General features: G+C 72.1%; 17 protein-coding genes and 1 pseudogene. 9 read left to right on the top strand and 9 right to left on the bottom strand.

The window, feature by feature from the left end; translation table 11 throughout:
- Positions 1–6 precede the first annotated feature (6 nt).
- Positions 7–855 carry a formate dehydrogenase accessory sulfurtransferase FdhD gene (gene fdhD, locus AB0O67_RS14180; RefSeq protein WP_365449645.1) on the top strand — a complete coding sequence of 283 codons (849 nt, stop codon included), beginning with the start codon at positions 7–9 and terminating at the stop codon, positions 853–855.
- Positions 856–952: 97 nt separating this feature from the next.
- On the opposite strand, the gene AB0O67_RS14175 is transcribed toward fdhD, so the two are convergent.
- Positions 953–1,387, bottom strand: coding sequence for a MarR family transcriptional regulator (locus AB0O67_RS14175; protein ID WP_365449643.1), 435 nt, complete (start codon positions 1,385–1,387; stop codon positions 953–955).
- Positions 1,388–1,676: 289 nt separating this feature from the next.
- Between AB0O67_RS14175 and AB0O67_RS14170 the strand changes: the two genes are divergently transcribed.
- Together AB0O67_RS14170 and AB0O67_RS14165 are read left to right on the top strand one after the other, a co-directional pair.
- Positions 1,677–3,554 (top strand): exo-alpha-sialidase, encoded by a 1,878-nt coding sequence (locus AB0O67_RS14170; protein ID WP_365449641.1) that lies wholly within the window; start codon positions 1,677–1,679, stop codon positions 3,552–3,554.
- 11 nt (positions 3,555–3,565) lie between these two features.
- Positions 3,566–4,792 (top strand): DUF4185 domain-containing protein, encoded by a 1,227-nt coding sequence (locus AB0O67_RS14165; RefSeq protein WP_365449639.1) that lies wholly within the window; start codon positions 3,566–3,568, stop codon positions 4,790–4,792.
- Here the strand turns inward: AB0O67_RS14165 and AB0O67_RS14160 are convergent.
- Complete coding sequence (locus tag AB0O67_RS14160; RefSeq protein ID WP_365449690.1) at positions 4,728–5,741, bottom strand: bile acid:sodium symporter family protein; 1,014 nt, start codon at positions 5,739–5,741, stop codon at positions 4,728–4,730. The two genes, AB0O67_RS14165 and AB0O67_RS14160, sit on opposite strands and share 65 nt — an antisense overlap.
- 171 nt (positions 5,742–5,912) lie before the next feature.
- Here AB0O67_RS14160 and AB0O67_RS14155 point away from each other — a divergent pair, with 171 nt between their 5' ends.
- The 3 genes from AB0O67_RS14155 to AB0O67_RS14145 all read left to right on the top strand — a co-directional run bounded on the left by AB0O67_RS14155 (position 5,913) and on the right by AB0O67_RS14145 (position 9,772).
- Entirely contained in the window at positions 5,913–6,776 is an 864-nt protein-coding gene (locus AB0O67_RS14155) for a LysR substrate-binding domain-containing protein (protein ID WP_365449637.1), read from the top strand.
- A 236-nt stretch (positions 6,777–7,012) separates the two neighbouring features.
- Positions 7,013–8,839 (top strand): AMP-dependent synthetase/ligase, encoded by a 1,827-nt coding sequence (locus AB0O67_RS14150; protein WP_365449635.1) that lies wholly within the window; start codon positions 7,013–7,015, stop codon positions 8,837–8,839.
- A gap of 96 nt (positions 8,840–8,935) precedes the next feature.
- Positions 8,936–9,772 carry an aldo/keto reductase gene (locus tag AB0O67_RS14145; protein ID WP_365449633.1) on the top strand — a complete coding sequence of 279 codons (837 nt, stop codon included), beginning with the start codon at positions 8,936–8,938 and terminating at the stop codon, positions 9,770–9,772.
- Between the two features lie 123 nt (positions 9,773–9,895).
- Here AB0O67_RS14145 and AB0O67_RS14140 read toward each other — a convergent pair whose 3' ends face one another.
- Positions 9,896–10,801: a methyltransferase gene (locus AB0O67_RS14140; RefSeq protein WP_365449631.1), complete on the bottom strand. Its 906-nt coding sequence runs from the start codon at positions 10,799–10,801 to the stop codon at positions 9,896–9,898.
- Positions 10,802–10,983: 182 nt separating this feature from the next.
- On the opposite strand from AB0O67_RS14140, the gene AB0O67_RS14135 reads away from it, so the two are divergent.
- Positions 10,984–11,817 carry a hypothetical protein gene (locus AB0O67_RS14135; RefSeq protein WP_365449629.1) on the top strand — a complete coding sequence of 278 codons (834 nt, stop codon included), beginning with the start codon at positions 10,984–10,986 and terminating at the stop codon, positions 11,815–11,817.
- A 31-nt stretch (positions 11,818–11,848) separates the two neighbouring features.
- On the opposite strand, the gene AB0O67_RS14130 is transcribed toward AB0O67_RS14135, so the two are convergent.
- Positions 11,849–12,592, bottom strand: a complete 744-nt coding sequence (locus AB0O67_RS14130; RefSeq protein WP_365449627.1) for a class I SAM-dependent methyltransferase — start codon at positions 12,590–12,592, stop codon at positions 11,849–11,851.
- 7 nt (positions 12,593–12,599) lie between these two features.
- Entirely contained in the window at positions 12,600–12,905 is a 306-nt protein-coding gene (locus tag AB0O67_RS14125; protein ID WP_365449625.1) for a 4a-hydroxytetrahydrobiopterin dehydratase, read from the bottom strand.
- Positions 12,906–13,063: 158 nt separating this feature from the next.
- Here AB0O67_RS14125 and AB0O67_RS14120 point away from each other — a divergent pair, with 158 nt between their 5' ends.
- Positions 13,064–13,894, top strand: coding sequence for a helix-turn-helix transcriptional regulator (locus AB0O67_RS14120; protein WP_365449623.1), 831 nt, complete (start codon positions 13,064–13,066; stop codon positions 13,892–13,894).
- Here the strand turns inward: AB0O67_RS14120 and AB0O67_RS14115 are convergent.
- Positions 13,876–14,181, bottom strand: a pseudogene (locus tag AB0O67_RS14115) (hypothetical protein); the annotation flags it as partial. The gene AB0O67_RS14120 and the pseudogene AB0O67_RS14115 sit on opposite strands and share 19 nt — an antisense overlap.
- A gap of 296 nt (positions 14,182–14,477) precedes the next feature.
- Between AB0O67_RS14115 and AB0O67_RS14110 the strand changes: the two are divergent.
- Positions 14,478–15,344 carry a helix-turn-helix transcriptional regulator gene (locus tag AB0O67_RS14110; protein ID WP_365449621.1) on the top strand — a complete coding sequence of 289 codons (867 nt, stop codon included), beginning with the start codon at positions 14,478–14,480 and terminating at the stop codon, positions 15,342–15,344.
- Positions 15,345–15,360: 16 nt separating this feature from the next.
- Here the strand turns inward: AB0O67_RS14110 and AB0O67_RS14105 are convergent, their stop codons facing one another.
- From AB0O67_RS14105 to dnaK, 3 genes are all read right to left on the bottom strand, one after another.
- The gene (locus tag AB0O67_RS14105; protein ID WP_365449619.1) at positions 15,361–17,796 is read right to left on the bottom strand and encodes a SpoIIE family protein phosphatase; all 2,436 of its coding nucleotides are present in this window, start codon (positions 17,794–17,796) and stop codon (positions 15,361–15,363) included.
- Positions 17,797–17,887: 91 nt separating this feature from the next.
- Positions 17,888–21,892 carry a HAMP domain-containing protein gene (locus tag AB0O67_RS14100; protein WP_365449617.1) on the bottom strand — a complete coding sequence of 1,335 codons (4,005 nt, stop codon included), beginning with the start codon at positions 21,890–21,892 and terminating at the stop codon, positions 17,888–17,890.
- 204 nt (positions 21,893–22,096) lie between these two features.
- Complete coding sequence (gene dnaK, locus AB0O67_RS14095) at positions 22,097–23,968, bottom strand: molecular chaperone DnaK (RefSeq protein WP_365449615.1); 1,872 nt, start codon at positions 23,966–23,968, stop codon at positions 22,097–22,099.
- Positions 23,969–24,129 lie beyond the last annotated feature (161 nt).

Genomic DNA, 24,129 nt, shown 5'->3' with positions numbered 1-24,129 from the left:
CAGGACATGGGACGAGTCACGGAACGACGCAAGGTGATCCGCATCCGGGACGGCGCGGTCTCCACCCGTCCGGACACACTCGTCGCCGAGGAACCGCTGGAGATCCGGCTGAACGGCAAACCGCTCGCGATCACCATGCGCACCCCCGGCGACGACTTCGCGCTCGCGGCCGGGTTCCTCGTGAGCGAGGGTGTGCTGGGCGAGCGGGACGAGTTGCGGAACATCGTGTACTGCGCGGGCGCCACCGTGGACGGCTCGAACACGTACAACGTGGTCGACGTGCAGACGGCGCCCGGGGTGGTGATCCCGGACATCACGCTCGAACGCAACGTCTACACGACCTCGTCCTGCGGGCTGTGCGGCAAGGCCAGCCTGGACGCGGTACGGACCACGGCCCGCTGGCCCATCGCCGACACTCCCCCGGTCCGCGTCGAGCCCGAGCTGCTCGCGGACCTCCCCGACCGGCTGCGCGCGGTCCAGCGGGTCTTCGACCGGACCGGGGGTCTGCACGCGGCGGCGCTGTTCGACGAGGAGGGCCGGCTGCTGGACGTGCGCGAGGACGTGGGCCGGCACAACGCGGTCGACAAGCTGGTCGGCCGCGCCCTGCAGAGCGGAGACCTGCCGCTGTCCCGCACCATCCTGCTGGTTTCGGGCCGGGCCTCCTTCGAGCTGGCGCAGAAGGCCGTGATGGCGGGCATCCCGGTGCTGGCGGCGGTCTCGGCGCCCTCGTCGCTGGCGGTGGACCTGGCCCAGGAGACCGGGCTGACCCTGGTGGGCTTTCTGCGGGGCAGCTCCATGAACGTGTACGCGGGCGAGGACCGCATCGCTCTGCGGACCGCGACCGCCCAGGGCTGACGGTCCCCCGCGACACGGCGGCGGGGCCCCGACCGGCGGGGAGCGCCCCCTGCGCCGCAGGGGTCCCGCCTCAGCCCGCCTCAGTCGCCGGCGGGCGTCACTCCGTACCGGAGATCCTGCCGAGCAGGCTCATGAACTGATGGCGTTCGGCCGCGGTGAGCGGGGCCAGCAGGGCCTCGTTCGCCTCGCAGGCGGCCTGCTCGCAGCGTCGCAGCAGCCGGACGCCCTCCGCGGTGACGGAGACGGCGTTCTTGCGCCGGTCCTTCGGGTCGGGCGCGCGCACGACGTGGCCGGCCGACTGCAGGTCGTTGAGGACGCCGACGACGTCCTTGGGGTCGAGCCCGACACTCCGGCCGAGGTCGGCCTGGGCGATCGGGCCGAGGTCGCGCACGGCGACCAGCACCACGTGGTGCCACATCTTCATGCCCTCGGCGGCCAGCGCCTCCCCCACCAGGGCGCGCCCGCGAGCGGCGGCCCGGCCGAGAATCCAGCTGGGCAGCGAGCGGATCGCGGAGAGTGGTGCTTCGGCCATGAATCCAGCCTAGTGCGGAATTCATTGGATTTCCCCACGACCTGATTTATCGTTGGGAACTCCAACGAACTCGGGAGGCTCGATTCGATGCGCCGCGCCCGCGGCAAACCCGTCGCGCCGCACTCGCGGCGAGTTCGTCACGCTCTCCTGACGGTCCGTCAGGCCACCTGAACATCACCCCTGTTGCCCCGGCACGCTTCTTGCGGTGTGTCGCTGCCGCCAACTACCGTCTGTGGCGCATAGGTTGGACGTGGGATGTCCAGATGTTCAGACAAATGAAGGGCCATTCATGCCGTCTCGACTCCGCGCACGTCTGAGAGTCACCCTCACCGCGGGCGCCGTCCTGACGGCTGCCGCCGCCCTCCCGGGCCCCGCCCAGGCCCAACCCACCTCGGCCGCACCGCTCTTCGACGAGCAGGTCCTCTTCAAGGCCTCGCAGGACCCGGGCTATGCGTGCTTCCGGATTCCGGCGGTCGTCCAGACCACGAAGGGCACCCTGCTCGCCTTCGCCGAGGGGCGGGTCCTCAACTGCGGGGACGCGACAGACATCGACATCGTGCTGAAGCGTTCCACCGACGGCGGCCGCACCTGGGGCCCGTTGCAGGTCGTCAACGACGGCGGCGGTGACACGCACGGCAACCCGACCCCGGTCGTCGACCGGGAGACCGGCCGGATCCTGCTCGCGGAGACGTACAACACGGGCCGTCCCGACAGCGAGCACTGCGACATCCCCTGCGACCGCGTCCCCCATCTGCAGCACAGCGACGACGACGGCGCCACCTGGTCCACCCCGCGCGACCTCAGCCCGCAGATCCTGCCCTCGCACTGGAACTCCTGGTACGCCACCGGCCCCGTGCACGGCATCCAGCTCACCCAGGGCGCCCACGCCGGCCGGCTGGTCTTCGGCGTCAACACCGAGACCTGGGACGGCAACCGGGTCACCGCGAACCACGCCGCCCTCGTCCTCAGCGACGACGGCGGCACCACCTGGCGGATCGGCGCCACCGACTCCTGGCCGCTCTCCGCCGACGGCACCTTCGGCCAGAAGCCCTCCGAGATCTCCATGACCGAGCGCTCCGACGGCAACGTCCTGGTCAGCGCCCGGGAACAGGAGGGCACCGAACTCGGCCACCGCTCCCAGGCGATCAGCAACGACGGCGGCCAGACCTTCAAGGGCCCCTTCGAGTCCGTCCCCGACCTCTACGCCCCCCAGGTCCAGGGCGCCACCCTGCGCCTCGGCGACCGCCTCCTGCTGGCCTGCCCGGGCGACCCCGACCGCCGCCGGACGATGATGATCCGCTCCTCCTACGACGACGGCGAGACCTGGGACAGCGTGGACCGCGGCACGGTCGTCTCCCGCGACTGGGCCGGCTACTCCGACCTGGTGCACATCTCCGGCACCACCGTCGGCCTGATGTACGAGGCCGGCACGGTCGACGCCCGCGACGAGATCCGCTTCGCCCGCTTCAACGAGGAGTGGCTCACGCCCCGCCGCGGCGCCGATCCGACCACCACCGACCGCGCCCTGCTCGCCCCCGAGGCGAGCGTCCTCGGCGGCGCCTCGACCACCACCGGCGTGCTGAACAACGCCCTCGCCTTCGACGGCACCGACGACGCCGTGCGGCTCCCCTACCGCGAGGAACTCCCGCTCGGCGACGGCGACTTCACCGCCTCCCTGTGGTTCCGCTACACGGCCACCACCGGTGAGCAGCCGCTGCTGTGGATGGGCGGGGTGGGTACCAGCCAGCCCCAGGTCTGGCTGCGCGCCGAGCCGGAGAGCAAGCGGGTGCGCGGCCTCATCACCACCCGGGAGGGCGTCCGTACCGTCGGCACGGCCGCCGTCGCGACGGCCGGCGCCTACAACGACGGCAACTGGCACCACCTCGCGCTGCGCCGCGGCGGCGGGCAGCTGACCCTGTTCATCGACGGCACCGCGATCAGCACAGAGGACGTGCCCGGCTCGGTGAGCCGCAACTCGCCCTTCGGGGTGCACATCGGCCAGCGCATGGACAGCCGGGCCTTCTTCACGGGCGCGCTGGACGAGGTCCGCGTCTGGGACACGGACCTGTCCGACGAGGAGATCGACCGGCTCCGCCGCACCCACACCGGCCCCTTCTTCGGCAACATCCTGTGGCTCCCCATGGACCAGGTGACCGCCGCACGCTAACGTCGCGGAGCGTGCCCGACGAACGACGAGCACGACAGCGCACGGGAACCTGGGCCGCGGTGCTGCTGGTCCTGGTTCTCGCGGCCGTGCTGCTCACGGCCCTCCCGGACGGCGACCGGGAGGGCGGCGGCGCGTGCACGGGCCGTACGGTCGCCTCCTGGTCGGCCGCCGACACGCTCACCGGCGAGTTCGCCCGGTACGGCGACGACGCCGGCCGCACCGACGACTGGACCGGCGGTGACGGCACCCATTCGCTGCGGCTGCCGGACGGCCGGGTGCTGTGGCTGTTCTCCGACACCTTCCTCGGTCCCGTGCACCCCCCGCCCAATCCGTCCGGCGAGTCGTACGCCTGGCGCGACACCACTACGCCGATGGTGCGCAACTCGGCGGTGGTGATGTCCGGGGGCCGGCTGCGCACGACGCTCCCCGCGCCGCTCTTTCCCGAACCGGCAGGCGGGCAGTGGCGCTGGCCCGTCGCCGCCCGGGTCGAGCCGCGCTCCCCCGGCGGGGCGGAGCGGGTCGTGCGGGTGCTGCTGTGGACGCGGGCGGCCGGCCAGGCTCCGTGGATCTACGGGGTGCCGCTCGCCACCGAGGTCGCCACGCTCTCCCTGCCCGGGCTGCGGGTCGAGTCCATCACCAAGGTCTTCGACCAGCAGGCGGTGCCGGATCCGTCCCGGCGGGTGCTGTTCGGCACGACGCTGGTGGCGCGGGACGGCTGGAGCTACGTCTTCGGCGGCGACGACGGGCAGGCCGTGTCCCGCCCCGTCTCGTCGGCGTACGTGGCGCGGGTGCCGGACGGCGGGCTCGCGGACCCGGCCGCCTGGGAGTACTGGAACGGCTCCGAGTGGGTCACCGGGACCCGCCCGGCCCCGGTCCTCGGCGACGGGCGGCGCACCGGGGTGGGCAGCGCGTTCTCGGTGGTGCGGGACGGGGACGCCTACGTGCTGTTCACCATGGCGGCGGGGGCGGCCGGCCTCGGCACGGTCACGGCGTACTGGGCCTGCTCCCCCACCGGGCCCTGGCACGGGCCGACGCGCGGCTTCAGCCCGCCGCTGCCGTCCGGCGGGGTCGCCGCGTACAACCCGCAGGCGCATCCCGACATCGGCGGCGACGGGCGTCTGGTCCTCAGCTACGACGTCAACTGGCTGGAGACGGCAGGCGCGGCGGCGGCGATCAGCGGGAACGTGACCCTGTACCGACCACGGTTCGTGACGCTGAGGCTGAAGCCGGCACAGTGAGTTCCTCGCGCGGGTCGTGGGAGCGGCGCTTGGCGATCACCGCGCACACCATCAGCTGCATCTGGTGGAAGAGCATCAGCGGCAGCACGGCCAGCGCGGCCTGCGCGCCGAACAGCACGCTCGCCATGGGCAGCCCGGACGCCAGCGACTTCTTCGAGCCGGCGAACTGGATGGCGATGCGATCCGCCCGGCTGAAGCCGAGGGCCTTGGAGCCGTACCAGGTCAGGGCGAGCATCACGGCGAGAAGCACCGCCTCCACACCGAGCAGCCCGGCCAGCCGGGCGGGGCTGACCTGGTGCCAGACGCCGTGGACCATGCCCTCACTGAACGCCGTGTACACGACGAGCAGGATCGAGCCGCGGTCGACGTAGCCGAGGCCCTTCTTGTGGCGGGCGACGAAGTCGCCGATCCAGGGCCGCAGCAGCTGCCCGGCAAGGAACGGCACCAGCAGCTGCAGCACGATCTTGATGATCGCGTCGGCCTGGAACCCGCCCGTTCCGCCGCCCAGCAGCGACGCCGCGAGCAGCGGGGTGATCACGATGCCCGCGAGCGAGGAGAAGGAGCCGGCGCAGATCGCGGCGGGCACGTTTCCGCGGGCGATCGAGGTGAACGCGATCGACGACTGGATGGTCGACGGGACCAGGGTGAGGAAGAGCAGGCCGGTCCACAGGGAGTGGGTCAGCAACACCGGGACCAGACCGCGCGCGGCCAGCCCGAGCAGCGGGAAGACGACGAAGGTGCAGGCCAGGACGGTGACGTGGAGCCGCCAGTGCTTCAGCCCGTCCAGTGCCTCGCGGGTGGACAGGCGGGCGCCGTAGAGGAAGAAGAGGAAGGCGATCGCCGCGGTGGAGGCGCCGGAGGACACGTCGGCGGCCGTACCCCGGGCCGGGAGGAGTGCCGCGAGGCCCACCGTCCCGAGCAACAGCAGGATGTACGGGTCGATCGGCATCCAGGACGGCCAACGCAGGCGTTTCACGGTGCTCCACTTAACTTCTTGTCTCAGGGCCTGTACGGGGTCACGGGTCCCCGCTCCATCCTGCTCCCTCACCTGCCGATCGTGAATCCGGCATACCACTCTGACTGTCATCACGAATCTCAATGACCCCGCTACCCTGGTCCCGTGTACGACCCCTCCCACCTGCGCACGTTCCTGGCCGTCTCCCAGACGCTGAGCTTCACCCAGGCCGGGCGGCGGCTCGGGTTGCGCCAGTCCACGGTCAGCCAGCACGTACGGCGGCTGGAGGACGCCACCGGACGCCAGCTGTTCAGCCGGGACACGCACTCCGTGGAGCTGACGGAGGACGGCGAGGCCATGCTCGGTTTCGCGCGCCGGATCCTGGAGGTGCACGAGCAGGCCACGGCGTTCTTCACGGGTACCCGGCTGCGCGGCAGGCTGCGCTTCGGGGCCTCGGAGGACTTCGTGCTCACCCGGCTCCCGGAGATCCTGGAGGGCTTCCGGCACGACCACCCCGAGGTCGACCTGGAGCTGACCGTGGAGCTCTCCGGCACCCTGCACGAGCAGCTCGCGGCCGGGAAGCTGGACCTGGTCCTGGCCAAACGGCGGCCCGAGGACCCGCGCGGTGAGCTGGTGTGGCGCGACCGTCTGGTGTGGATCGGCGCGGAACGCCTGCGTCTCGACCCGGACCGGCCGGTCCCGCTGATCGTCTATCCTCCGCCGGGTATCACCCGCGCCCTCGCCCTGGAGTCCTTGCAGCGCCAGGGCCGCGCGTGGCGCGTCGCCTGCACCAGCGGCAGCCTCAACGGGCTCATCGCCGCCGCCCGAGCGGGTCTCGGCGTGATGGCCCACTCCCGGGGCTTCGTCCCGCCAGGCCTGGTCCGCGTCCCGGACCGTTTCGGCCTGCCCGAACTCGGCCAGGTCGACTTCGTGCTGGTCCACGGCCGCCGCCGCACCGCCTCCCAGGACCCGGCGGACGCCTTGGCGGCGGCGGTCCTGGCAGCGGGCGAGCGGCTGCACCGCCGCTGACGCCCGGCACGGTGAGTGGGTCGTACAGATTCCGTGGAGATTACGCCGCCGAAACTTACTCCACCGTCAGGAATCCGTCCGACCCGTCCTCATCTGCGCGCATTGTCCCCTGCTGACCAGCACGTAACCGAGCGCCCCTCCGCCTTCGCACCCCTCCCTTCCGGACGGGCCGTGGGGTAGCTTTCACCGCCTGTGCGGGCGTCACAGGGAGCCGTCACAGAGAGCGGGGAACGGGTTTGCGCGAGTTCACCAATCCTCCGTTGGAGCTGGCGCCCCCGGTGGGCGGCCTGGCCGACGTCGTCTTCCAGCACGCCCAGGACGATCCACCGCACATCGCGCTCGGCCGCAAGGACGACGCCGGGCGATGGCGGGACGTCACGTCCGCCGAGTTCCGCGACGAGGTGCTGGCCCTCGCCAAGGGCCTGCTCACCGAGGGCATACGGTTCGGCGACCGGGTCGCCATCATGTCCCGCACCCGCTACGAGTGGACGCTGTTCGACTTCGCGCTGTGGACGATCGGGGCCCAGGTGGTGCCGCTCTACCCGACGTCGTCGGCCGAGCAGTGCTATTGGATGCTGTACGACGCGGAGGTGACGGCCGCGATCGTGGAGCACGAGGACCACGCGATGACCATCGCCACCGTCATCGACCGGCTGCCGAGGCTGCGCCGGCTGTGGCAGCTCGACGCGGGCGCGGTCCACGAGCTGTACGACGCGGGCGCCCACCTGGACGACGAGGTGGTGCACCGGCACCGCAAGGCGGTCACCCCGGACTCGGTCGCCACCATCATCTACACCTCCGGCACCACGGGCCGCCCCAAGGGGTGTGTCATCTCGCACGGCAACTTCATGTACGAGGCGGACACCGTCATCGAGCGCTGGGAGCCGGTGTTCCACTCCAGGCGCGGCGACGAGGCGGCCACCCTTCTCTTCCTGCCGCTCGCGCACGTGTTCGGCCGAATGGTGGAGGTGGCGGCGATCCGCGGCAGGGTCCGTTTCGGCCACCAGCCGCAGCTCAACGCGGCCGCCCTGCTGCCCGACCTGGCCGCCTTCCGCCCGACGTTCATCCTGGCCGTGCCGTACATCTTCGAGAAGGTCTTCAACGCCGCCCGCCGCAAGGCCGAGCGGGAGGGCAAGGCGGGGCCCTTCGGGAAGGCCGTGGACGTCGCCGTGCGCTACGCGGACGCAATCGAGGCCAAGGCGTGGGGCATCGGGCCCGGCCCGTCGGCGGGGCTGCGCATGCAGCACCAGCTGTTCGACAAGCTCGTCTACGCCAAGGTGCGCGAGGCGATGGGCGGCCGGGTGCGGCACGCCATGTCCGGTGGCTCGGCGATGGACCGGCGGCTCGGCCTGTTCTTCGCGGGCGCGGGCGTGCAGATCTACGAGGGGTACGGCCTGACGGAGTCCACGGCGGCCGCCACCGCCAACCCGCCCGAGCGCACCCGCTACGGCACGGTCGGGCAACCCGTCCCGGGTGTCACCGTGCACATCGCGGACGACGGCGAGGTCTGGCTGCGCGGCCCCACGCTGTTCCAGGGCTACCTCAACAATCCCAAGGCCACCGACGAGACCCTGCACGACGGCTGGCTGGCCACCGGCGATCTAGGCTCCCTCGACGAGGACGGCTTCCTCACGATCACCGGCCGCAAGAAGGAGATCCTCGTGACGTCCGGCGGCAAGAGCGTGGCGCCGGGCCTGCTGGAGGAACGTGTCCGGGACCACCCCCTGGTCGCCCAGTGCATCCTCGTGGGCAACGACCGCCCCTTCGTCGCCGCCCTGGTCACGCTGGACCAGGAGGCCGTCGAGCACTGGCTCCAGATGCGCAGCAAGCCCCGGCTCACCCCGGCCGAGCTGGTGCGCGACCCGGATCTGGAGATGGAGGTGCGCCGGGCCGTGGTCGCCGCGAACACGCTCGTCTCGCAGGCGGAGTCGATCCGCACCTTCCGGATCCTGGCGCAGCCCTTCACCGAGGAGCACGGCCTGCTCACACCGTCGCTGAAGCTGAAGCGCAGGGCGATCGAGAGGGCGTACGCCAAGGAGGTCGAGGCCCTGTACGGCACGTGAGGCGGCTTCCGGTCATTTCCGCGTCAGGAATGCATCCGGGCCCGTGATCGTTGACGATATGAGTTCCACCTGACGACAACCGAAGGATCAGAGCTCGTGAGCAGCAAGGTCCCCCCGATCATCCTCAACAACGGCGTCGAGATGCCCCAGCTGGGCTTCGGCGTCTGGCAGGTGCCGGACGACGAGGCGGAGCGCGCGGTCGCCACGGCGCTGGAGGCCGGGTACCGCAGCATCGACACAGCGGCGATCTACGGCAACGAAGAGGGCACCGGCAAGGCCCTCGGCGCCTCCGGCCTCCCTCGCGAAGAGCTTTTCGTCACCACCAAGCTCTGGAACGGCGACCAGGGGTACGACTCCACCCTGCGCGCCTTCGACGTCTCCCTCGACAAGCTCGGCCTGGACTACGTGGATCTGTACCTGATCCACTGGCCCCTCCCGGCGAAGGGCCTGTTCGTCGACACGTACAAGGCGTTCGAGAAGCTGCACTCCGACGGCCGGATCAAGGCCATCGGCGTCTCCAACTTCCTGCCGGAGCACCTCGAGCGGCTGATCGGCGAGACGTCGGTCGTCCCGGCCGTCAACCAGATCGAGCTGCACCCGCATCTCCAGCAGCACGCCGCCCGGGAGTTCCACGCGGAACAGGGCATCGCCACCGAGGCCTGGTCCCCGCTGGGCTCGGGCAGGGGCCTGCTGGAGGTCCCGGCGATCGTGGCCATCGCCCAGAAGCACAACCGCACGCCCGCCCAGGTCGTGCTGCGCTGGCACCTCCAGCTGGGCAACGTGGTGATCCCTAAGTCCGTGACGCCCTCCCGGATCGCGGAGAACATCGACGTCTTCGACTTCAGCCTGGACACCGAGGACCTGGCGGCGATCAGCGCGCTGAACGAGGACCGCCGGCTGGGCCCGGACCCCGCCACGTTCGACGTGGGCTGACCCTCGCGGCCACCTTTCGAGGGCCGCACGCGAAGCGCCCCGGGAACCTCGGCGGTCCCGGGGCGCTTCCCGTGTCGCGGACGTCCTGGTGGGGCACCACCGGCGGGTCGGGGGCCGAAGGCGCTAGAGAGGCCTGCTCGCCGAATGCACCGTCTGCGCCGTCAGCAGGAAGAAGTCCGGACGGTGGTGGACGCTCGCCTTGTCGTCGGGGTCGACGAGTCGGTCGAGGGTGGCGAGGTCGGTGGCGTCGAGGCGCTCGGCGACCGCCTCCCGGGTTCGGGCGAGGGTGGCGGCGACATACGCGCGGGCCCGCTCGGGAGCCGGTGCGGGCAGGTCGAGCAGGAAGCTGCGGCTGCGGGCGTGGGTCAGGCCGGCGGCGGTCAGCAGCGCCGGCCAGTCCTCCGTCTCCTCGACCGTGCCGGTCAGCGACGCGCGCATCTCGTTGAACCACTCCTCCTCGAGCGCGTTCAGGCGGGCCTGGAGCCCCGGCCGGCCGATCCCGATGTCGCGCGGCAGGAACCGCGTCGGCAGGCCGCCCTCCACGATCGCCAGGGTGCCGCCGGGTGCCAGCCGCCCCGCGAAGGCGGCGAGGGCTGCCCGCTGGTCGCCGAGGTGGTGCAGGCTGCGGCTGGCCCACAGCAGGTCGGCTGGGTAGTCCAGCTCGTCGAGTACGCCCGGCAGCTCACCGGCCAGGGTCCCGAACCGGTCGGCGACGCCGAGGCGTGCGGCGCGGTCGCGGGCCCGGGCGAGCAGCGGCCCGGAGCCGTCGACGGCGACGATCCGGGCTCCCGGGAAGGTCTCGGCGAGCTGGCAGGAGACGACTCCGGGACCGCTGCCCACGTCGACCACCAGGCCGGGGTCGGTCTGCTGTCGGGACAGCCAGGCGAGAGCCCGCTCGTACAGGGGTGCGAACAGTTCCGCGCCCTCCTCCAGCAGCGGGGCCATCTCGGTCCAGTCGACCTCGGCGTGGTCGTGGTGGTGACCGCGCGGGTGCTCGTGCTGGTGGTCGGTGTGGTGGTCGTGCGCCATGGGGTCAGCCTCTCCTCCGGATGCCGCCAGCGTGCGACGGCGCCCGGACGAAGGGCAAGATGCGTTGCCGAAGCGGCAAACGAGAGGGCCGAGAAGGGCGCCCCCGTGCGCGGAACACCGCGGGGTGGGTGGACCGGGCGAAGGCCTGTGCCGGCGGTGCGCGGCCTCCGTAGGATCGCCGCGTGACAGAGATCGATTACGCACGTTTCCCCGAGCGCCTGGCGCACGCGCGCGGTGCGGACACCGCCGCCCGCTGGGAGTTGCTGCGCTCCTTCCAGGAGGAGTGGGGGTACGAGCCCAGCGGCGACCGGGAACGGGTGCGGACGGACGACGCGGACGAGACCTCCGGGCCCGTCGACCCCACGCTCGCGATACCGGCCGCGCTGGCCGAGTGGTGGGACCTGCCCTTCAACTCCTTCGCCGACCAGCCGCGCCTGTACTGGACCCACCTGGAGTGGCCGCCGACGATCCGCCCCGATCCCGCCGGCCACGGCGTCTGCGGCGCGCTGCCGCCGGACAACCCCTTCGTCGGGCCGGAGGAGGACCTGCGGGTCTGTGTGTTCATGGCGGAGTACCAGTACGGCAACGAGTGGGGCTATCCGGCGGCCCGCAGCGCCCTCGCCGACCCGCCGGTGCTGGTCGCCGCCGAGGACGACGACGGCAAGGAAGGGTGGATGCTGCAGAGCCACTCGGTCTCGGAGTTCTTCCTCCAGCTGGCCGTCAACCGGCTGCCCGAGCACTTCGGATGGACCGCCGGGGAGAGCGAGATCGCCCCGGAGACGGTGACGCGACTGCGGGCGCACCTGAGCCCGCTGGGCCTGCTGCCGTGGCGTGAACTGGGCGCCCGGAGCGAGTACTTCGGCGGCCCGGACGTCATCGTCCGCCACGACACCGGCATGCACGACCTCGCACTCACCGCGTACGGCCGCACCGAGGAGGCCGTCCGCGCACTCACCGAGTCCCTCGGCATCGAGTGGTCGGAGGGCATCGGCGAGCCGGCGAGTCACGGCGTGTAGATCCCGGCGCGCGGCGCTGAGCTCCGGCCGCTCAGCCGGCCTTCCGGAACGCGCGGAGGGTGAACCACGGATCCGGGCGGGGGCGGTCCTGGTCGGGCAGCGCGGCGAGGCGGGCGGCGAAGTCGTCGGCGAGGGGGTGGCCGGGCGGGAGCGTGACGAACCAGCCACGGCGCAGGTCGGCGATGGTGCGGCGGGGGCTGCGGCCCTGTCCCCGGCCAGGGAAGCGGGTCAGCCCGGCGGGCAGCAGACCGTGCTCGGCGGCGTACGCCTCGACGGCGCGTGACGTGTCGAGGAAGGGGCTGCGGGGGCGCGCGGCGAGAACGGCATCGATGTCACTGCCCACGTTGTGGGCGGCCGCCTTGTCGACCGTCGTGACATACACGCCGCCAGGGCGCAGCACCCGGGCGCACTCGGCGACGGCGGTCCGGACGTGCTCGGGCCGTCGCAGCAGGTGCAGCAGCCACACGCTGGTGACGGCGTCGAACTCCCCGTCCCGAAAGGGCAGTCGGCGACAGTCGGCGAGGACCACGGCGCCGGGCAGGCGGTCGGCGGCGTGCCGGGCCATGGCGTACGTCAGGTCGGCGCCCGTCACCCGCAGCCCGGCCCGGACCGTCGCGAGCCGCCGGGTCACGATGCCGGTACCGCATGCCACGTCCAGCAGGCTGCGCGTTCCCCGCGGCAGGAGGCTCAGTACGCCCTCCGCGGCGGCGGCCGCCCTGGGCTCGCCGCCGCGGGAGACGTCGTAGCACGCGGCCTCCTCGGTGTAGTCCAGCACCGTGCGCTCAGCCGGCGCCGTGCGCCGGGGCGAGGGCCTCCACCCGCTCGGCGAGCCCGAAGTCCAGCGCGGTGACCTTGCCTCCGGCGCTGTGCGTGGTCACGGTGAGGGCGACGGTGTGGTAGCCGAGGGTCAGATCGGAGTGGTGGTCGAGCTCCTCCTGGACCTGGGCGATGTGCACGACCAGGGCCGTCGCGGCGAAGTGCGAGGCCAGCCGGTAGGAGCGGGTGAGCCGGTCGCCGTCGAGCGACCAGCCGGGCAGTTGCTCCAGCCGGTCCTCGATCTCCTTCCGCGACAGCGCTTCGACGGGCATGAGCGGACTCCCTCCGTGGACGTCGCGTACCTCTTCAGCGTGCCACAGCCGGGCGGCTGCGGGCCTGGTCAACCCGGCGCCCCTGAGCGGCGACGGGCGGGACCGGACGCACCCGGCCAGGGGCGCGCCGCGGCGCCTCCTCGACTACCGTCGTACGTATGACCCTCCTCCCGTCCGCGCCCGGCACGCCCGCAGTCGTCCCCGCCGGCCAGGGCGTCGGCCCGCTGCTGCGGGCCTGGCGGGAGCGGCGGCGGGTCAGCCAGCTGGAGCTGGCGCTGCGCGCGGGCTCCTCGGCGCGGCACATCAGCTTCGTCGAGACAGGCCGCTCCCGCCCCAGCGAGGAGATGGTGCTGAAGCTGGCGGAACACCTGGACGTGCCCGTGCGGGAGCGCAACGCGCTGTTGCTGGCGGCCGGTTACGCCCCGCGCTATCCGGAGACGCCCCTGGACGACCCGGCGCTGGACGCCGTGCGCGAGGGCGTGGAACGGCTGATCCAGGGCTACGAGCCCTACCCGGCGCTGGTGGTGGACGCGACGTACAACGTGCTGGCCGCCAACCGGGGCGTCACCATGCTGCTGGAGGGCCTGCCGGAGTCCCTGCTCGCCCTGCCGCCGAACGCGATGCGGCTGACGCTGCACCCGCGGGGCCTGGCACCGCGCATCCGCAACTTCCCCGAGTGGCGCGGGCATCTGCTCGCCCAGATGGAGCGGCAGATCGCGCTCCACCGCTCGGCGGCGCTGCGCGAGCTGTACGAGGAGGTGACCGCGTACCCGGCCCCCGCGGCGGCGCCCGGAGCGGAACCGGCTGAGCCCGTGCCCTACTTCGCGCTGCCGATGCAGATCGAGCACCAGGGCCGGATCCTGTCGTTCGTCTCGTCCATCTCCACGTTCAACACGCCCATGGACGTGACGGTCGCCGAGCTGGCCATCGAGACGCTGCTCCCGGCCGACCCGGCGACGGTCAAGTACCTTCACTCACTGCTTCCCTGACACGCCCTCAGCGCGGCATGCTGCAGCGCCGCGAACCCGGCCACCACGAGGGCCTGGGACACGCCCCACACCGCGCCCGCCGTGCTCGGCGTGAGCCACAGGGCCAGGGCGAGGGGACTGAGCACCGCCCACGCGAGATTGGTCTCGATCACCGCCCGCACGGGCAGTGCCGCCGGACGCGGCCGGGAGGCGAGCAGCGCGACGCCGCCCGCGTACGCCACCAGCACCGCGCCGAGCACCACCAGCAACCCGGAGTCCACGCCGAGGAGCCGCCCGAGCGGCCCGGAGCCGGGGTAATCGACCCCGTTCGTCCGCGCGGGGCATCGTGGTCGTACCGGGGGCCGGACCGGCGCACTCCGGCCCGGCCCCCGGGTCTCCGCCCAACTCGACCTCGACGGAGGGTGATCCGCCATGTCCGCAATTCAGCTCGCCGCTCTCGCCCGCACCACCGAGCCGCAGACCGCCCTGGACGTCATGCCGAGGGGCCGGCGGAGTGGCCCATGCCGCACCGCCGCGCCCGTGTGGCCGTAAGCGGAACATGACAGACTGCGCACATGCTTTCGGCGCGTAGGGGAGGCGTGGCGTGAGTGAGCGGCGGGCCGCGCCCACCGTGGGCCAGGTGGTGCTCGGCAGACGGCTGCAGGAGTTGCGCGAGGCGGCCGGGCTCAGACGCGAGGAGGCCGCTCGCGTCCTGCGGGTGGCCCCGGCGACGGTACGGCGGATGGAGACGGCCGAGGTCGCGCTCCGGATTCCGTACCTCCAGATCCTGCTGCCGGCCTACGGCATCCCCGAGGACGAGGTGACGGCGTTCGTCACGCTGGCCGAGGAGGCGAACCGGCCCGGCTGGTGGCAGCGGTTCAGCGATGTCCTGCCCGACTGGTTCAGCCTGTTCGTCAGCCTGGAGGGCGCCGCCCGGCTGATCCGCTCCTACGAACCGCACTTCGTGCCCGGACTGCTCCAGACCGAGGACTACGCCCGTGCCGTGCTGGAGGCCGGGACGATCGGCCAGTCCGGCGGCGAGGAGACGATCGAACGGCATGTCTCGCTGCGCATGGCCCGGCAGGAACTGCTGCGCCGTCCCGACCCCCCGCACCTGTGGGTGGTCATGGACGAGACGGTGCTGCGCCGCCCGGTGAGCACCCGCCCTGAGGTCATGGGCGGCCAGCTGGACCGGCTGCTGGAGGCGGCCGAGAGCGACCGGGTCACCCTCCAGATCGCCGAGTTCGCCGGTGGCCCGCACCCGGGGACGTACGCCCCCTTCTCGCTGTTCCGCTTCGGCGAACCGGAACTGCCGGACATGGTCTTCACCGAGTACCTGAGCGGCGCGCTGTATCTCGACTCCCGCGGCGAGGTCTCCGCGCATCTGGAGGTGCTGGACCACATGAGCGCGCACGCCGCGTCGGCGCAGCGCACCAAGAAGCTCCTGCGGGAGTGCCGCGGGGGTCTCTGAACTTCCGCGCCCCCGGCTAGTCCACCCGGACGCCCACCAGGCAGGTGTCGTCGTCCGTGTCCGACCTGCTGTACGTCAGCAGCCGGTCGAGTTGCTGGTCCAGGGTCCGCGGCGCAGCACGGGCCGCCGTCAGCAGATGGGTCAGCGACTCCTCCACGGAGCGGTCCCGGCGTTCGACGAGGCCGTCGGTGTACATCAGCAGCGTGTCCTCGGCCGCGAGCTGCACCTCGGCCTCCTCGTACGCCGCCTCCGGCACGGCACCCAGCAGGATGCCCTTGACCAGCGGCAGCGGCGTGGCCTCCGTGTCGCGTACCAGCACGGGCGGCAGATGACCCGCCCTGGCCCAGCGCAGGGTGCGCCGCTCGGGGTCGTACAGGGCGCACACGGCGGTCGCGGTGACCGAGCCGGTGAGGTGGTGCGCGACGATGTTGAGCCACGACAGCAGCTGTCCCGGTCCGGCGCCGGTGACCGCCAGGCCGCGCAGCGCGTTGCGCAGGACGACCATGCTCGTCGCCGCCTCCATGCCGTGACCGGCGACGTCTCCCACACACAGCAGCACACGCCGCGAGGGCAGCACCACGGCGTCGTACCAGTCGCCGCCCACCAGTTGCTCGGTCTCCGCCGGGCGGTAGCGCACCGCGACCTCCAGGCCGGGCATCTGCAGCGGGGCCTGCTCCGGGGGCATGATGGCGTGCTGCAACTGGAGCGTGAGCCGGTTGCGTTCGGCGGCCTGCTGCTCGGTGTGGGCGAGCTGGTCGCGGGTGGCCGCGAGCGCCACCTCCGTCCAGTGCTGGGCCGAGATGTCCTGGCAGGCCCCGCGAACGACGAACAGCCGGCCGTCGGTGTCGAGGACCGGCTCGGCGACCACCCGGATGTGGCGGTTGACCCCGTCGGGCCGCTGCAGGCGGAAGGCCGCGGTGGCGGGCCGCCGGTGGTGCAGCAGCGTGCGCAGGAAGCGTCCGATGGCCACCGCGTCGTCGGGGTGGGCGTGGGCGGGGAGGTCCTCCAGCGGTACCGGCGGGGTCGTGGTGGCTCGGCCGTACAGGTCGAACATCTGGCTGTTCCAGGTGATCTGCCCGGTCAGCAGGTTCTCCTCGAAGCCGCCGATACGGCCGAGCCGCTGGGCGTGCTGGAGCAGGCTCGCCAGCCGTGCCGTCTCGTCCTCGATGCGCCAGATCAGCAGTACGCTGCCCGCGTGCCGGCTGATGCTGATGTCCGCCACGGCCGACAGGGGCACCTGGTCGACCAGCGCGGTCAGCTGCATCCGCCGTGCCCGGAACGGCTCGCCGGTGGCGTAGACCCGCTCGATGCGCTGGAACAGCTCGCTGTCCCCGGCAGTCATCGGGTACGCCTCCAGCAGCAGCGCGCCGCTCACCACCGCGCGAGGCCGGCCCGCCGGGTCGAGGAAGCGGGTGTTGACGTGCTGGATGCGGAAGTCGACCAGCTGCCCGGAGTCGTCGACCTGCGGCACGAGGACCAGGGCGGGGTCGTGCAGCCCGTCGGCGAGGTCGCTGAGTTCCGCGGCGTCCGGCAGGATCCGCGGCTCCTGGACCGCGTCGGGGTGTGGCGGGTACGTCTCCAGGGTGTGGGCGCACAGCTCCGCGAGGGCCTCGACCTGGCGGACGACCTGCGGCGGCTGCGGCTCCAGAGGCCCCGGCCAGGCGATCTCCAGGACGCCGTGGATGCGCCCTCCGGTGCCGGCGGGCACGGCCGCCCGGCCGCCGTCGGGGTACGGATGCCGTCCGATCGTCGGCAGCCCCGTCCCGGCCAGCGACGTGAACCACTGGCCGCTGCGTTCGACGAGCCCGCGACGCGCCACCGTGGCGACGTCCGGCGGCACGTAGCGCCATCGGGAGGCCTCGGCCGGGGAGAAACCGGCGCTGCCCGCCAAGGTCAGGGAGCCGTCGGGCCCCGCGGTCCACACGGCCACGGCCACCGCGCCCAGCGGGCGCAGCGCGTGCTCCAGCAGCGAGTCGGCGACGGCCTGCGCGTCGGACGCGGCGAGCGCGCCGCTCTCGGCGGCGCGCAGTCGTACGGCGGCCGCGTCGCGCTCCATCGGGCCGGTGCCGTTGGCGGCCGCGAGGAAGGCGTCCGTGACCTCCGACATCCGGTCGCTGGCGGCCTCGTTGATGACCTCGACGGCGAACTCCAGCGGGGTGACCCGGGCCTGCGCGGTGAGCTCCGCGAGCTGCCGGGCGGCCTGCGCCGGGCCACATCCGAGCCGCTCGACCAGGATGCCCTTGGCGAGCTCGACCAGGGCCCGCCCCTCGGCCTCGGCCTGCGCCGCCCGCACCTCCCGCCGCAACCGCTCGACCGTGGCGGCGAGCCGGCCGACGGGGGAGGTCGAGCAGTCACCCGCGCCGGAGGCGGCCGTGCGGGACCGCGGTTGCGCGCCCGGCGTTCGGTGGGGCGGGGCGGCGGGCCGGTCGGAAGGCTGGTCGGGCGTGCTCACGATGTGCATGCTCCTCGGCGGGAGGCCCCCTGGGGCGCGGACGGTCGGGCCTGGCCCGCCCGCGCGGGGTGCGGGGCGGGCTGCGGCGTGCTCAGGGGGCCAGCCAGCGTCGTACGCAGGTGATCAGGTCATGGGTGTCGACGGGCTTGGTGACGTAGTCGCTCGCCCCCGACGCCAGGGACTTCTCCCGGTCCCCGGGCATCGCCTTGGCGGTGACCGCGATGATGGGCAGGTCCGCGTACCGGGGCATCCTGCGGATCTCGGCCGTGGCGGTGTATCCGTCCATCTCCGGCATCATGACGTCCATCAGCACCAGGGCGACGTCCGGGTTGTCGAGGAGCGTCTCGATCCCCTTGCGGCCGTCCTCCGCGTGCAGCACCCGGAATCCGTGCAGCTCCAGGATGCCGCTGAGCGCGAAGAGGTTGCGCGCGTCGTCGTCGACGACGAGCACGGTGCGCCCGGCGAAGGAGCGGTCGACGGCGTGCGAGGCGAGGTTCTGCGGCTCCTCCGCCCTGACCAGGGTCAGGACGTCGCCGGGCTCCTCGGCGGACAGGTGCAGCGCGATGCGCTCGCGCAGTTCGTCCAGGCTGGAGAGGAACTCCAGGGTCCCCTCGTCGGCGCGCGAGCGCAGGGCCTCCGCCCGCGCCACGTCGGGGCGGTTGCTGCTGTGCACCAGCACCGGCACGTCGGCGACGGCCGAGTCGCCCTGGAGCGCCTCCAGGAGACGGGTGGCCGCGCCGGCGGGCATGTCCAGGTCGAGGACGACGCAGTGGCACGGTTCGGCGGCCAGAGCTCCGGCCGCCTCCTGGGCGCTGACGGCGGTGATCAGGTCCACGTCGGGCCGCGGCACCGCCTCGTCCGCGCCGTGCCGGGCCACGTCGGCGACGACGCTCTCGGCGACGAGGGTCAGCAGACCCCGGGGCCGCTCCTCCACGACGAGCAGCCGGCGCCGGCGCGGGCCCCGTCCGGTCGGGCCGGGACGCGGGGCGAGCTCGGGGGCGTCGACGGTGCTCCGCGCCGCGGGCAGTTCCGCCGGCTTCTGCGCGAACCGGCCTGCCAGCGCTTCGAAGTCGGGCCGGGCCACCGGCAGGAAGAGCGTGAAGACGCTGCCCCGGCCGGGCGTGCTGTCCACGGTTACGGCGCCGCCGAGCAGATGGGCGATCTCCCGGGTGATGGACAGGCCGAGGCCGGTGCCGCCGTACTTGCGGCTGGTGGTGCCGTCCGCCTGCTGGAAGGCGCCGAAGATGGACTCCAGTTGCTGCTCCTGGATCCCGATACCGGTGTCCTTCACGCGGAAGGCCACGACGGCGCCGCCCTTGACGACGCCCCGGGGCACCTCCTCGTCCGCGGCCGGCTGGATGAGCAGCTCGACGCCGCCCTGCTCGGTGAACTTCACCGCGTTCGACAGCAGGTTGCGCAGCACCTGACGCAGGCGGGAGTCGTCGGTCAGCAGGTCGCCGGGCGCGCCCGGCGCGGTGGTCACCGTGAACTCCAGGCCCTTCTGAGTCGTCATCGGCCGGAAGGTGGCCTCGACGTACTCGATGAGCTGGCGCAGCGACACCCGCTCCGGGGCCACGTCCATCTTCCCGGCCTCGACCTTCGACAGATCGAGGATGTCGTTGATCAGCTGGAGCAGGTCGGAGCCCGCGGAGTGGATGATGCCCGCGTACTCGACCTGCTTCTGGGTGAGGTTGCGCGAGGGGTTCTGGGCGAGCAACTGGGCGAGGATGAGCAGGCTGTTGAGCGGGGTGCGCAGTTCGTGGCTCATGTTCGCCAGGAACTCCGACTTGTACTTCGAGGCCAGCGCCAGCTGCTGCGCCCGCGCCTCCAGTTCCTGCCGGGCCTGCTCGATCTGGAGGTTCTTCGCCTCGATGTCGCGGTTCTGCGCCGCCAGCAGCGAGGCCTTCTCCTCCAGTTCGGCGTTGGAGTGCTGCAGCTCCTCCTGCTGCGACTGCAACTCCGCCGAGCGGACCTGGAGTTCGGCCGTCAGACGCTGCGACTCGCCGAGCAGCTCGTCGGTGCGGGCGTTGGCCACGATCGTGTTGACGTTGACGCCGATGGTTTCCCGGAGCTGTTCCAGCAGGTCCCGGTGGATCGGGGTGAAGGACGTGACGGACGCCAGCTCGATGACGCCGAGGACCTGGTCCTCGAAGAGGATCGGCAGCAGGAGCAGAGCGGTCGGCACCGTCCGGCCGAGCCCGGAGGAAATGGTCACGTAGTCCGGCGGCAGCTGGTCGACCGAGATCGTGCGGCGGCTGCGCGCGGCCTGGCCGACCAGGGAGCGGCCGAAGGGGATGCGCTCGGGCCGCGTGTCGTCCTCGGGGCGGCCGTAGGAGCCGACGAGCCGCAGTTCGGGGCCCGGTGCGCGGTCCTCGGCGAGGTAGAAGGCGCCGTACTGGGCGGAGACCAGCGGCACCAGCTCGTCCATGATCAGTTCCGCGACGACGGGCAGGTCGCGGTGGCCCTGCATCAGGCCGGCGATCCGCGCCAGGTTGGTCTTGAGCCAGTCCTGCTCCTGATTTGCCATGGTCGTCTCGCGCAGGGACAACACCATGGAGTTGATGTTGTCCTTGAGCTCGGCGACCTCGCCGGAGGCCTCCACGGTGATCGACCGGGTCAGGTCGCCCTCGGCGACCGCGCTGGCCACCTCGGCGATCGCGCGGACCTGCCGGGTCAGGTTGCCGGCCAGCTCGTTGACGTTCTCGGTCAGCCGCTTCCAGGTGCCGGAGACGCCCTCCACCTCGGCCTGGCCGCCGAGACGTCCCTCGGTGCCGACCTCCCGGGCGACGCGCGTGACCTCGTCGGCGAACGCGGAGAGCTGGTCGACCATCGTGTTGATGGTCGTCTTCAGCTCCAGGATCTCCCCGCGCGCGTCGACGTCGATCTTCTTCGACAGGTCGCCCCTGGCCACCGCCGTCGTGACCAGGGCGATGTTGCGGACCTGGCCGGTGAGGTTGTTGGCCATCGAGTTGACGTTGTCGGTGAGGTCCTTCCAGGTGCCCGCCACGTTCGGCACCTGTGCCTGGCCGCCGAGGCGTCCCTCGGTGCCGACCTCCCGGGCGACGCGCGTGACCTCGTCGGCGAACGCGGACAGCGTGTCCACCATCGTGTTGATGACGTCCGCGAGGGCCGCGACCTCTCCCTTGGCCTCGACGGTGATCTTCTGGGACAGGTCGCCGCGCGCGACCGCCGTGGCGACCTGGGCGATGGAGCGGACCTGGCTCGTCAGCTTCGACGCCATCACGTTGACGTTGTCGGTCAGGTCCTTCCAGGTGCCCGACACGCCCCGCACGTGCGCCTGGCCGCCCAGGCTTCCCTCGGTGCCCACCTCGCGGGCGACCCGGGTGACCTCGTCGGCGAAGGCCGAGAGCTGGTCGACCATCGTGTTGATGGTGTTCTTCAGCTCCAGGATCTCCCCGCGCGCGTCGACGGTGATCTTCTGCGAGAGGTCGCCCTTGGCCACCGCGGTGGCGACCTGGGCGACGTTGCGCACCTGGGAGGTCAGGTTGCCCGCCATGAAGTTCACCGAGTCGGTGAGGTCACGCCAGGTGCCCTTGACGCCCTTGACGTCCGCCTGGCCGCCGAGGCGCCCCTCGGTGCCCACCTCGCGGGCGACCCGGGTGACCTCGTCGGCGAAGGCCGAGAGCTGGTCGACCATCGTGTTGATGGTGTTCTTCAGCTCCAGGATCTCGCCCCGCGCGGGGACGTCGATCTTCTGCGAGAGGTCGCCCTTGGCCACCGCCGTGGCCACCTGGGCGATGTCGCGGACCTGGGTGGTGAGGTTGCCGGCCATGGCGTTGACCGAGTCGGTCAGGTCGGCCCAGGTGCCGGAGACCCCCGGCACCTCCGCCTGGCCCCCCAGCGTCCCCTCGGTGCCCACTTCGCGGGCGACGCGGGTGACCTCGGACGTGAACACGGACAGCTGGTCCACCATGCCGTTGAACACCGTGGCGATGTCGCCCATGAGGCCGTCTGCGTCCTCGGGCAGCCGCGTGCCGAAGTCACCGTCCCGCACCGCTGTCAGGCCCGCCAGGAGCCGCCCGAGCTCCTGGTCGCCCGGCACCGACTCGGTGACCTCGCCCGTGTTGCTGGTCATGCGCACCCTCGTTCCCCTCCCAGGGGCAATGCCGACTGTCCATGGATCTGCGCGACGGGAAATACGCCGCAGGCTAACAGTCTCCAGGGTGCGCACAAACTCTCCCCCCTGCGTGCACATACGGGGGGATCACCTGGCGGAAACAGACCACGGAACCTCTCGGGCGGCACCGGGTGAGGGAGATTCCGTGACGCCGCCCGGCGGTCAGGCCGCCCCGCCCTTGGTGTCCTTCTCGTCGTCGACGATCTCCGCGTCGACCACGTCCTCGTCCTGCGGGGCGGCACGCTCCCCGTCGCCTCCGGCGGCGCCCTCGGCGGGCGTCTGCTGGGCCTGCGCGTACATGGCCTGGCCCATCTTCTGGCTGACGCCGGCGAGCTTCTCGACGCCGGTGCGCAGTTCGCCGGTGTCCGCGTCGCGCTCCAGCGTCTGCTTCAGTTCCGTGATCGCCGACTCGACCTCCGACCGGGTGTCGGCCGGGACGCGCTCCTCGTTCTCGCGGAGGAACTTCTCCGTCTGGTAGACGAGTTGCTCTGCCTGGTTGCGGGTCTCGGCGGCCTCCCGGCGCCTGCGGTCCTCCTCGGCGTACTGTTCGGCCTCCCGCATCATGCGGTCGATGTCGTCCTTGGGCAGCGCCGAGCCACCGGTGACGGTCATCTTCTGCTCACGGCCGGTCGCCAGGTCCTTGGCCGAGACGTGCATGATGCCGTTGGCGTCGATGTCGAAGGCGACCTCGATCTGCGGGACGCCGCGCGGGGCGGGCGGCAGGCCGGTGAGGTCGAACGTGCCGAGCTTCTTGTTGTAGGCGGCGATCTCGCGTTCACCCTGGTAGACCTGGATGCCGACCGACGGCTGGTTGTCGGTGGCGGTCGTGAAGATCTCCGAACGCCGGGTCGGGATCGTCGTGTTGCGCTCGATCAGCTTGGTCATGATGCCGCCCTTGGTCTCGATGCCCAGGGACAGCGGGGTGACGTCGAGGAGCAGCACGTCCTTGACGTCGCCGCGGATGACACCGGCCTGGAGGGCGGCGCCGACAGCCACCACCTCGTCCGGGTTGACACCCTTGTGCGGGTCCTTGCCGGTGAGTTCCTTGACCAGGTCGGTGACGGCCGGCATCCGGGTGGAGCCGCCGACGAGGATGACGTGGTCGATCGCGGCGAGCTTGACGCCGGCGTCCTTGACCGCCTGGTGGAAGGGGGTCTTGCAGCGGTCGAGGAGATCGGCGGTGAGCTCCTGGAACTGGGCGCGGGTCAGCTTCTCGTCCAGGTGCAGCGGGCCTTCGGCGGAGGCGGTGATGTACGGCAGGTTGATCGTCGTCTCCGAGGAGCTGGACAGCTCGATCTTGGCCTTCTCGGCGCCCTCGCGGAGCCGCTGGAGCGCCATCTTGTCGTTGCCGAGGTCGATGCCGTTCTGGCCCTTGAAGCGCTTGGCGAGGTACTCGACGATCCGCTGGTCCCAGTCGTCGCCGCCGAGGTGGGTGTCGCCGTTGGTGGCCTTGACCTCGATGACGCCGTCGCCGATCTCCAGGAGCGAGACGTCGAAGGTGCCGCCGCCCAGGTCGAAGACGAGGACGGTCTGCTCCTCGCCCCGGTCGAGGCCGTAGGCGAGGGCGGCTGCGGTGGGCTCGTTGATGATCCGCAGCACCTTCAGGCCCGCGATCTCCCCGGCTTCCTTGGTCGCCTGCCGCTGGGCGTCGTCGAAGTACGCCGGCACGGTGACCACCGCGTCCGTGACGTCCTCGCCGAGATACGCCTCGGCGTCCCGCTTCAGCTTCTGCAGCACCCGCGCCGACAGCTCCTGGGCCCGATAGCGGGTGCCGTCGACGGAGCCCTCCTCGGGGAACCGCCAGTTCGCGTCCCCCATGTACCGCTTGACGGAGCGCGCGGTGCGCTCGACGTTGGTCACGGCCTGCCGTTTGGCGACCTCGCCGACGAGTACCTCGCCGTTCTTGGCGAAGGCCACGACCGACGGTGTGGTCCTGGCCCCCTCCGCGTTGGCGACGACCGTGGGGTCGCCGCCCTCCAGGACGGCCACCACCGAGTTCGTGGTCCCGAGATCGATTCCGACCGCGCGTGCCATCGCTGTCCCCTTCCGCCAGGGCGCCCTTGAAGTCCAGCACAAAACTTGAGTGGGCTCCTGTCAACGGGGCCCTAGGTCGTTCATGCGGCCATTCAGGTACATACCCGGGCAGGGCCCGCTCAGTCCGCGCGCGGCCCCCGCACCGGCGCGGGAGGCCCGGC

Source organism: Streptomyces sp. NPDC086077 (assembly GCF_040686175.1).
In the GTDB taxonomy this organism is placed as follows: domain Bacteria; phylum Actinomycetota; class Actinomycetes; order Streptomycetales; family Streptomycetaceae; genus Streptomyces.
The sequence above is the reverse complement of the archived record's forward strand: the minus strand, read 5'-3'. Positions and strand labels throughout refer to the sequence as shown.

What these genes read in the sequence shown, in the direction of transcription:
- fdhD (WP_365449645.1), top strand. Translation starts at nt 7, where the DNA reads ATGGGACGAGTCACGGAACGACGCAAGGTGATCCGCATCCGGGACGGC.
- AB0O67_RS14175 (WP_365449643.1), bottom strand. Translation starts at nt 1,387, where the DNA reads ATGGCCGAAGCACCACTCTCCGCGATCCGCTCGCTGCCCAGCTGGATT.
- AB0O67_RS14170 (WP_365449641.1), top strand. Translation starts at nt 1,677, where the DNA reads ATGCCGTCTCGACTCCGCGCACGTCTGAGAGTCACCCTCACCGCGGGC.
- AB0O67_RS14160 (WP_365449690.1), bottom strand. Translation starts at nt 5,741, where the DNA reads ATGCCGATCGACCCGTACATCCTGCTGTTGCTCGGGACGGTGGGCCTC.
- AB0O67_RS14140 (WP_365449631.1), bottom strand. Translation starts at nt 10,801, where the DNA reads ATGGCGCACGACCACCACACCGACCACCAGCACGAGCACCCGCGCGGT.
- AB0O67_RS14125 (WP_365449625.1), bottom strand. Translation starts at nt 12,905, where the DNA reads ATGCCCGTCGAAGCGCTGTCGCGGAAGGAGATCGAGGACCGGCTGGAG.
- AB0O67_RS14120 (WP_365449623.1), top strand. Translation starts at nt 13,064, where the DNA reads ATGACCCTCCTCCCGTCCGCGCCCGGCACGCCCGCAGTCGTCCCCGCC.
- AB0O67_RS14100 (WP_365449617.1), bottom strand. Translation starts at nt 21,892, where the DNA reads ATGACCAGCAACACGGGCGAGGTCACCGAGTCGGTGCCGGGCGACCAG.
- dnaK (WP_365449615.1), bottom strand. Translation starts at nt 23,968, where the DNA reads ATGGCACGCGCGGTCGGAATCGATCTCGGGACCACGAACTCGGTGGTG.